Below are 9419 nucleotides of genomic sequence, written 5' to 3' on the forward strand. Positions count from 1 at the left end.
TCATCGCCGATAGAGATGACAGTTGTCGTCGATCATCGCGATCGGACGGGAAGCGCGGGCCGGCCCCGGGCGCTCATACACCTGTGCGCTGCGATCGCCGCAGCCGTTGAACCGCAACCACCCGGGAAGGCAGCCATGGCCACCTCATCGACCACCACAACAACCCCCCGCGCGCAGGAAGGCGTGCCGGGCTGGCTCGTCGCGCTGCTCGCCGTCTCCACCGGCATGACGGTCGCCAACCTGTACTACGCGCAGCCGCTGCTGGCGCGGCTGGCCGAGGTGTTCCAGGTCGGGACGACCACGGTGGGTGCGCTGGTGACGGTGACCCAGATCGGTTATGTGATCGGAATGCTGTTCCTGGTGCCGCTCGGTGACCGGATCGAGAAGCGGCGGCTGGTGGCCCTGCTGCTGGGCGTCACGACCGTGGCGATGACGGTGGCGGGGACGGCGGGCAGTTTCGCGGTGCTGCTGGCCGCCTCGCTGGTCAGTGGTGCGACCTCGGTGGTGGCGCAGATTCTCGTGCCGTTCGCGGCCGGTCTGGCCCCGGACCACGAGCGCGGCCGGATCGTGGGGCGGGTGATGGCGGGGCTGCTCACCGGCATTCTGCTGTCGCGGACGCTGAGCAGCCTGGTGGCGGGCGCCGCCGGGTGGCGGACGGTGTACCTCGGTTCGGCGGTGCTGACGGCGCTGCTGGGCTTCGCGCTGTACCGGGCGCTGCCGCAGCACGCGGCCACCACCGACCTGCCGTACCACCAGGTGCTGCGTTCCACGGTGCGGCTGGTGCGCACCCACCCGGCGCTGTGGAAGCGCGGGCTGTACCAGGCGGCGGTCTTCGGGTCGTTCAGCGCCTTCTGGACGACCGTCTCGTTCCAGCTGACCGGTCCGGCGTTCGGGTACTCGGAGGCGGGTGTCGGTATCTTCGCGCTGGTCGGCGCGGCGGGCGCGCTGGTCGCCCCGCTGGCGGGGCGCTGGGCGGACCGCGGATTCGGCCGGCCGCTGACGGGGGCGGCGCTGCTGGTGGCGTCGGGGAGCGCGGTGCTCGCGGGCCTCGGGGCGCACAGCATCGTGCTGCTGGCGCTGGCCGCGATCGTGCTGGACGTCGCCGTGCAGACCACGCTGATCCTCGGTCAGCACGTGGTCTACCAGCTCGACCCGGGCGCCCGGGCCCGGCTGAACAGCGTCTTCATCGCCACCTTCTTCCTCGGTGGCGCGCTGGGCTCGGAGTTCGGCACCGTCGCGTACCACGCGGGCGGTTGGTGGGCGGTCGCCGGGTTCACCGCGGTGCTGCCGCTGCTGCCCCTGGTGCACTGGGCGACGGACCGGAAGGGCGCCGTGAGCTGAAGGGAAGACCGGCCGTCAGCCGAGGTGGCGCAGCAGCGCCGCCACGGCCGGCGTCGGTTCCCCGGCGGGGCACACCACGGCGACGTCCCACCGGGGTTGGCCGCGGGTGAAGCGGCGCAGCGCGAGGTCGGGGAAGTGCGCGGCGATCGACTCGGGCAGGACGCACACCCCGAGGTCGTGCCGGACCAACTCGGCGGCGGCCACGATGTCGTTGACCTCGAAGACCGCCGTCCGTTCGACGCCGGCGGTGCGGAACGCCCGGTCCACCGCGGACCGGACCGCCCAGCCCGGGGCGAAGTCGACGAACGGCAGCCCGGCGAGCTCCTCGAACCGCACCCGGTCGGGGAGCTCGAAGTCGCGTCCGGGCGCGGCGGCCAGCACCATCGCCTCGCAGGCCAGCGAGCGCACCGTCAGGCCGCGCTGCTGCTGGCGGTCGAACGCGACGATCGCCGCGTCCACGGTGCCGTCGCGCAGCCCGGCGCGGATGTCCACGGCCGCCGCCTGGCGCAGCCGGATCGTCAACCCCGGGTGCTCGCCGCGCAGTTCGCCGAGCACCCGGTCGAGTCCGAGCCAGACGCCCTGCATGGTGCCGATGGTGAGCACGCCCCGCAGCACCCCGCGCGCCTCGTCCGCCGTCGCCCGGGCGAGATCCGCCGCCCGCAGCGCGGCCCGGGCGGCGGGGACGAACGCCGCGCCGGCGCTCGTCAGGGTGACCCGGTGCGTGGTGCGTTCGAAGAGCTGGACGCCGAGCTCCTTCTCCAGTGCGCGGACGGTGCCGGACACCGCCGACTGCACGACGTGCAGCCGCCGCGCCGCCGCGGTGAAGCCGCCCTCCTCGGCCACCGCGACGACGACCTCCAGCTGCCGCAGTTCCATCGCGCTCCACCCCGTCCTCGCAGCCAGGGGGCTGTCTCCCGGGCCTCTCGCGGTCAAGGTTAGGCGGCCGCCCGGTGAACCTCCGGCAGACGTCGTCGCGGGCGACAGCTGTGCACGGACCGCGCGGGGCGGGTGCGTCGTCGGACAAGCCGGGGCGCGTGGCGTTCCTAGGGTGGGGCGAAATCCAAGTCCAACTTCGAGGGAGCGCGCCGTGACTGACGCGAACGCGGTCGGCCGGCGGCCGGTCCTGGAACCGGAGGCGCAGGCTCTCGCCACGGCGACGGCGAACCCGCCGTACCTGTTCCAACTGGGGCCCGCCGAGGGCCGCCGGGCGGTGGAGGAGGCCCAGTCCGGGGAGATCGCCAAGCCGGAGGCGGACGAGGAGTGGGTCACCGTCCCGGGCGGCCCCACCGGCGCCGTGAAGGCACGCATCGTCAAACCCGCCGGCGCGGCCGGCCCGCTGCCCGTCGTGCTCTACCTGCACGGCGGGGGCTGGGTGTTCGGCAACGCGCACACCCACGACCGGCTGGTGCGCGAACTCGCCGTCGGCGCCCACGCCGCCGTGGTGTTCCCCGAGTACGACCGCTCGCCCGAGGCCCGCTACCCCGTCGCGATCGAGCAGAACTGGACGGTGGCCCGCTGGGTGGTCACGGACGGCCGGGGCCACGGGCTGGACGCCGGGCGGATCGCCGTGGCGGGCGACAGCACGGGCGGCAACATGGCCGCCGCGCTGACCCTGATGGCGAAGAAGCGCGGCGGCGTCCCGCTGGTGCAGCAGGTGCTGTTCCACCCCGTCACCGACGCGTCGTTCGACACCCCGTCGTACCACGGCTTCGCGACCGGCTACCACCTGCGCCGCGACGCCATGCAGTGGTTCTGGGACCAGTACACCGCCGACCTCACCCAGCGCGCCGAGATCACCGCGTCCCCGCTGCGCGCCACCGTCGAGGACCTGAAGGGCCTGCCGCCGGCGCTGGTCGTCACCGCCGAGGCCGACGTGCTGCGCGACGAGGGCGAGGCATACGCCGCGAAGCTCTGCGAGGCGGGCGTGCCGGTCACGGCCGTGCGGCTCCAAGGTGTGATCCACGACTTCGTGACGCTGAACGCGCTGCGCCCGACCCAGGCCGCCGGGGCCGCGATCGGGCTGGCCGTGCAGGCCCTGCGCGACGCCCTGCAGCAGGGGTGAGGCCGCGATGAAGCCGCCGATCACCGCGCCGCTGCTGAGCCAGTGGGGCTGGCAGGAAGAGGCCGCCTGCCGGGGCATGGACAGTGCCCTGTTCTTCTCGCCGTGCGGCGAACAGGGCGAGGCCCGCCGCAGCCGCGAGCGGCGGGCCCGGTCCGTCTGCGACGGCTGCCCCGTCCGCCCGACCTGCGCGTCCTTCGCCGTCCGCACCGGCCAGAACTTCGGAATCTGGGGCGGGCTGACGGAGGCTGACCGGCAGACGGTGAGGTGACGCGTGCCCAGCGTGGGTCGGGCGGCGCCGGTCAGGCGGCGTCGCTCTCGGGCAGCGCGGAGAGGTGGCCGCGCCGGCTGCGCCACTCGCTCGGGGTGACGCCGTAGGCGGTCCGGAAGGCGCGGCTGAAGTGCGAGGCGCTGGCGAAGCCGTGGCGGCGGGCCACCTCGGCGAGGGTCGGGCCGAACGGGCCGTGCCGTTCCAGGGTCCGCGCGCAGGCCTCGACGCGGCGCTGCTGGATCAGCCGGGTGACGGTCAGCTCCTCGTCCTCGAACAGGCGGTGGAGGTAGCGGACGGAGATCCGCAGCGCCCGGGCCACCGACTCGGGGCCCAGGTCGGGCCGGCCCAGGTGGGCGTCGACGTGGGCCAGCGCCCGGGCCACCAGGAGGTCGCGGGCGGTGGTCGGCTCCTGCTCCTCGTCGAAGGCGATCGCGTCCACCAGGTCCGCGACGTGCCCGGCCAGCCGGGCGGCCGCGGTCGGCCCGAACTGCGCGGCGTCGCTCAGCACGTGGGTCAGCAGCATGCTCAGCATGGACACCGCACCGTCGTCCGGCCGGAGCGTCGAGCCGGCCAGCTGCGACAGCGTCCGGGGGCCGCTGAGGGTGCGCTGCGGCAGGTGGACCAGGTGCAGCCGGAACGGCTGGGGGAAGTTGAGGGCGAACGGCCGGGCCAGGTCCACCACCATGATCTCGTCCGGCCCGGGCCGCCGGGTCGGCCTGTCCTGCGAGAAGACCGCCTCGCCCCGGACGCACAGGGCCAGCGCGAAGCGCTCGGCGGGCTCCGGGCGGCACAGGCTCGGCGGGCGGCTGATCCGCTGCGGACCGGCGTCCAACGACACCGTGCGCAGGTGGCCCAGGCGGTGCGAGCGGACCCGGCCGAGCAGCGGACCGGGCGCAGTGGCCGTCACCCGGACCGGGACGAGCGCGCGGGAAAGGGCGTCGCTCCACACGTCGTGGCGGGTGTCCTCGGGGACGTCGCCGGTGTCCAGGACGAGGGTCATGCGTGCCCCTGCCTTCCGTCGTGGCCTGACCGGACACCCATGGCTGCGGGGTGCGGTCCTCGTTCACCACCAGCGTCCCCCGCCCCGACCGCCCACCCGGCCGCGGCGGCCACGGCCGGGCACGGCGTGCACGGTGCTGTGCGCGCTCAGGCATGCGGGCGGCGGCCGGTTCGACCGGCCGTGGCCGCCCGCCGACGGAGGGTCACCCCGAGAGGGCGTCCCGGAGCTGGGCCCGGGACTTGACCCCCAGCTTCGGGAAGACCTTGTGCAGGTGGTAGCCGACCGTGCGCGGCGAAAGGTACAGCCGGGAGGCGATGTCCCGGTTGGTGAGGCCCTGCGCCGCCAGCTCGGCTATCTGCAACTCCTGCGGCGTCAGTTCGGCCTTCGCCGCCGGCTCCGCGCCCTGCGGAACGGCGGCGCCCGCCGCCCGCAGCTCCGCCGCGGCGCGCTCGGTCCACGGCCGGGCGTCCAGGCGCCGGAACGTCTCCAGCGCGCCGATCAGCAGCCCTCGGGCCTCCGCCGAGCGCCGGTGGCGGCGCAGCCACTCGCCGAAGTCGAGCCGGGCGAGGGCGCGTTCGAACGGCCACCGGTCGCCGGCCGGATCGGCCAGCGCGGACCGGAAGTGCCGCTCGGCGGCCTCCTCGCTCTCCTCGACCAGGGCCGCCGCGCGCTCGGCGACGGCGTGCAGGCGCGGCGAGAGCCCGTCGCCGAGCGTGCGCCGCGCCGCCGCCAGCACGGCCCGGGCGTCGTCGGTCTGCCCGGCGCGAACGGCCGCGGCGGCGAGGTCGGCCAGGTAGTACAGCGAGGCGTGGTAGTGCACCGGGTCGGGCCGGTAGTCGTGGGTGAAGGTGTTGCGGAGCTCCACGTAGGCGCTCTCGTGGTCACCCTCGACGACCTTGGCCATGCCCAGCGCGTAGTGGTAACGGGCCCGCAGACTACGGGAGTTGCGCAGATCCACCCCGCACAGGGCCTCCTGGACGCGGGCGCACGCGGCCTGGTGATCGCCCCGGAACGCGCCCAGGGTGGCCTGCAGGATCAGCGAGCCCAAGGTGACGTTGTCCGCCCCGGCCTCGGCGGCCATCCAGTACGCGTTCTCGGCCGCGGCCTGCGCCGCCCCCCAGGAACCCGCCTCGGCGTGGGCCAGGGCCAGCGCCTGCGTGAAGGTGGCGTTCGAACCGGCGGTACCGGCCCGGCGCAGCAGGTCCGTCGCGTGGCAGAGGATCCGGACCGCCTCGTCCGTCTCGTCCAGCACCCAGGCCGTGGCACCCAGGAAGCCCAGGTCGGCGAGCGAGTCCGGCGACGCCAGCGTCCGGGCCCGGTGGAGCTGCCAGAGGGCCTGCGGACGGTCGCCGAACGGCCGGGCGGTCGTCTCCGACCAGACCCGTGCGGCCGGGTCCCCCTCCTGCGGGATCAGCCGGCCGATCCGCAGCAGCTCGTTGCCGTAGAACGGGTCGCCGGTGTTGTACGCCGAGGTCGCGGCGGTGCCCAGGGCGCCGACGCCGAGCGGGGGCGCGAGCCCGGCCATCGACTCGGCGACGTGCAGCGAGGCCGCCAGCGCGTCCTGGTGGCGCAGCGTCAGACCCAGCGCCCACCCCCGCATCAGCTCGCCCTCGGCCCGGGCGACCGGGTCCGCCGTCAGGCCGCCGATCCGGGAGGCGAGGTCGCCCGCCCACTGCGGGTGCCCCGCGAGCATCGCCGCCCTGCTGGCCGCCACCAGGCGTTGCGCGTGCAGCTCCGGGTCCGAGGTGAGCTCGGCGGCCCGCTCCAGCGCGGCCGCCGCGGCCGCGTAGCCACCCCGGGCCCGGGCCCGCTCGGCGGTCTCGGCGAGCGCGTCCGCCACTTCGGCGTCCTGGCCGGCCGTCCCGGCGGCCAGGTGCCAGGCCCGCCGGTCGGGCTCCGCCCCGGCCGCGTCGGCCAGCGCCAGGTGCGCCGCCCGGCGCTCGGCGAAACTCGCCGCCTGGTAGACGGCGGAGCGCACCAGCGGGTGACGCAGCACCACCTGCCCGCCCTCCAGCCGCAGCAGCCCCGCCTCCTCGGCCGGCAGCAGCGCCGCGACCACGTCGCTCCCGGCGGACGCGTTCACGATGTCCGCGAGCCGGGACGTCCCGGCCGCCGCGACCAGCAGCAGCGCGGCACGGGACTCCGGCGGCAGCCCCGGGAGCTCGGCCGCGAACAGGTCCTCCAGCCGGCGGGTCAGCGGCAGGGTCTGCGCCGCCCCCGGCCGGCCCGTGCCGCGGGCCACCGCCCGGGACAGCTCGATCAGCGCCAGTGGGTTGCCCGCCGCCTCCTGGAGCACCTGCGAGCGGGCCCGCCCGGTCGGCGGAACAGGCTGGGCGTTCAGCAGCAGCCCCGCGTCCCCCCGGCACAGCGGACCGGCCACCAGGTGCGGGAAGTCCCGGTCGAACCGGCCCGGCACGCTTCCTTCGCGCGCCGCCAGCAGCATCACCGCCGCCTCCCCGTCCAGTCGGCGGGCAACGAACGCCAGGATGTCCAGCGAGCCGAGATCCAGCCACTGGAGATCGTCCACCACCAGCAGCAGCGGCTGCCGGGCCGCCGCCTCGGTGATCAACGTGGTCACGCCCACGCACAGGTGCAGCGGATCGGCCGGCGCCCCGCCCTCCGGGTCCAGCCCGAAGGCGCACCGCAGCGCCGCGCGCTGACGCTCGGGCAGGTCGTCCAGGCCGCCCAGCAGCGGACGGAGCAACTGGTGCAGCCCCGCCAGCGCCAGCTCCCGCTCCGCCTCGCTGCCGCGCACCCGCAGCGTCTGCAACCCCCGGGCGGCACCCTGCTCCGCGGCCCACTCGACCAGCGTGCTCTTCCCCGCGCCCGGCTCACCGGTCAGCACCAGCACATGGGCGCCGTCGCCCCGCACCGCACCGAGCAGGCCGTCGATCCGGGCCAGTTCCGCCGCCCGCCCGAAGATCGCCGACGCGGCCGACCCGTTCCCGCCCGTGTGCACCATTTCTTCCTGTCCTGCCAGGTCAAGGCCCTGATCACCCCGACACAGTGGGGTATCCTGCCAGCCCGCACACCGGCTCCCGACCACGACCGGTCATTTGACAGAAGCGCGACCGGTCGAGCCCCGGGCAGCATCGGCCGGGAGGGGGAGAAATGCCGTGGCGACCACGGCGGGCGCAGCGGAGTGGATGATGACGAGCACCGAAACGTACCGGGACAACCCCGAGGGCTTCGGCGAGCGGACGGCCTCCACCCACGGAATCGACCGGCTGCTCGGCCGCCACGCCGAACTGGCCGCGCTGCGCCGCTGCGTCCGGCAGGAACCCGGCGCGCCCAGGGCGCTCGTCCTGCTCGGCGAGGAAGGCATCGGCAAGTCCCGGCTGCTGCGCACCGCCGCCGAACAGGCCGCGCAGGACGGGCACCTGGTCCTCACCGCGCAGGGCTGGGAACCCGAGCGCGAGGTGCCGTACGGGGTGCTCCGGCAGCTGCTCGCACCGGTGCCGGACGCCGCCTTCGACGCCGGGTCCGAGCCGGCGGCCGCCGTCGCCGCCCTGCTGGACGGCACACCGGGCCAGGTGCTGATCGCCGTCGACGACGCGCACGCCTGCGACCGCCCCACCCTGGAACTGCTGGGCTCACTGGTCCGCCGCCCCGGCGGAAGCCCCGTGTCGCTGCTGCTGGCCGCCCGCGACTTCGCGGTACTGCTGAGCCTGCCCGCCGACACCGAACTGCTGCACGTGGACCCGCTGTCGCCGAGCGCCGCCGCCGAACTGCTGGACGCGGTGCCCGGCGCGCCCGCCGGACGCGCCCGCCTGGAAGTGCTGGAGGAGGCCGAGGGCAACCCGTCCGCCCTGCTGGAACTCTGCCGCCGACGGGCCTTCCGCACCGACCCGGCCGCCGCCCGCTCGCGCACGCCCCGCCTGCACACCGTCCGGACCAGGTTCGACGCCCTGCTCGGCCCGCTGCCCGCACCCACCCGCCGCGCCCTCGTCCACGCCGCGCTCGCGCTGCCCGGTGACGACGCGTCGGCCGTGATGGCCGCCCTCGGCACCACCGACCTCGGGATCTGGGCGCCCGCCGAGGAGGCCGGGATCCTCGCCCTGATCGACGGCCACCTCGTCTTCCGGCACCCGCTGGCCCGGGCCGCCGCCGCCGGCGGGCAGCCCGCCGCCCTGCTCGCCCAGGCCCACCGGGCCCTCGCCGACCGGGCAGCCGCCCGCCCGCTCGACCGGATCCGCCACCTGGTGGCCGCCACCGTCGGCCCCGACGCCTCGTTCACCGAGGACCTGCGGGCCGCGATCGAACGCGCCACCGACGACTTCGCGCTCGGCCAGGCCCTGGAGGACGCCGCCCGGGTCACCACCGACACCGACGAACAGGCCCGGCTGCTCGCCGAGGCCATGGCCGCCGCCGTCTCCGTCGGCGACCCGGACTGGGTCCGCAACCTCCACGCGCGCTTCCGCGGCGTCAACAGCGACCCCCGGCTCGCCCGCCTGACCGCCCTGGCCGCGGCGGCCGCGCTCTCGCACACCTCCCGGCAGAAGGAAGCGTTCGACCTGCTGCTGGACAGCGCGGCCCTGCACCCGTCATCCGAGACCGCGCTCGCCGCGAAGCCCGCAGCCGGCGCCGCGCTGGACGCGATGCCCGCAGCCGGCGCCGCGCTGGACGCGAGGCCGGTGGCCGACGCCGCCCTCGGCGCGAAGCCGGTGGCCGAGCCCGCAGTCGGCGCCTTGGCCGATGCCGCGCTGGACGCGAAGCCCGCAGCCGGTGCCGCATTGGACGCGAAGCCG

The 9419-nt window shown here is 75.8% G+C and carries 7 protein-coding genes; 4 read left to right on the top strand and 3 right to left on the bottom strand.

Translation table 11 applies throughout. The features are described 5' to 3' along the window. Positions 1–135: 135 nt before the first annotated feature. Positions 136–1341 (top strand): MFS transporter, encoded by a 1206-nt coding sequence (locus ACIHEI_RS12600; RefSeq protein WP_396606605.1) that lies wholly within the window; start codon positions 136–138, stop codon positions 1339–1341. A 15-nt stretch (positions 1342–1356) separates the two neighbouring features. On the opposite strand, the gene ACIHEI_RS12605 is transcribed toward ACIHEI_RS12600, so the two are convergent. Further along, positions 1357–2217 carry a LysR family transcriptional regulator gene (locus ACIHEI_RS12605; RefSeq protein ID WP_396606606.1) on the bottom strand — a complete coding sequence of 287 codons (861 nt, stop codon included), beginning with the start codon at positions 2215–2217 and terminating at the stop codon, positions 1357–1359. A gap of 211 nt (positions 2218–2428) precedes the next feature. On the opposite strand from ACIHEI_RS12605, the gene ACIHEI_RS12610 reads away from it, so the two are divergent. Together ACIHEI_RS12610 and ACIHEI_RS12615 are read left to right on the top strand one after the other, a co-directional pair. Further along, positions 2429–3403 carry an alpha/beta hydrolase gene (locus ACIHEI_RS12610; protein WP_396606607.1) on the top strand — a complete coding sequence of 325 codons (975 nt, stop codon included), beginning with the start codon at positions 2429–2431 and terminating at the stop codon, positions 3401–3403. A gap of 7 nt (positions 3404–3410) precedes the next feature. After that, positions 3411–3671, top strand: a complete 261-nt coding sequence (locus ACIHEI_RS12615; RefSeq protein ID WP_387634519.1) for a WhiB family transcriptional regulator — start codon at positions 3411–3413, stop codon at positions 3669–3671. A gap of 31 nt (positions 3672–3702) precedes the next feature. Here ACIHEI_RS12615 and ACIHEI_RS12620 read toward each other — a convergent pair whose 3' ends face one another. Continuing rightward, positions 3703–4671 (bottom strand): helix-turn-helix domain-containing protein, encoded by a 969-nt coding sequence (locus ACIHEI_RS12620; protein WP_387859734.1) that lies wholly within the window; start codon positions 4669–4671, stop codon positions 3703–3705. A 202-nt stretch (positions 4672–4873) separates the two neighbouring features. Further along, the gene (locus tag ACIHEI_RS12625) at positions 4874–7633 is read right to left on the bottom strand and encodes an AAA family ATPase (RefSeq protein ID WP_396606608.1); all 2760 of its coding nucleotides are present in this window, start codon (positions 7631–7633) and stop codon (positions 4874–4876) included. A gap of 187 nt (positions 7634–7820) precedes the next feature. Between ACIHEI_RS12625 and ACIHEI_RS12630 the strand changes: the two genes are divergently transcribed. Next, positions 7821–9419 (top strand): AAA family ATPase (locus ACIHEI_RS12630; protein ID WP_396606609.1); only part of this gene is annotated, 1599 nt, incomplete at its 3' end.

The organism is Kitasatospora sp. NPDC051984 (assembly GCF_044593455.1).
In the GTDB taxonomy this organism is placed as follows: domain Bacteria; phylum Actinomycetota; class Actinomycetes; order Streptomycetales; family Streptomycetaceae; genus Kitasatospora.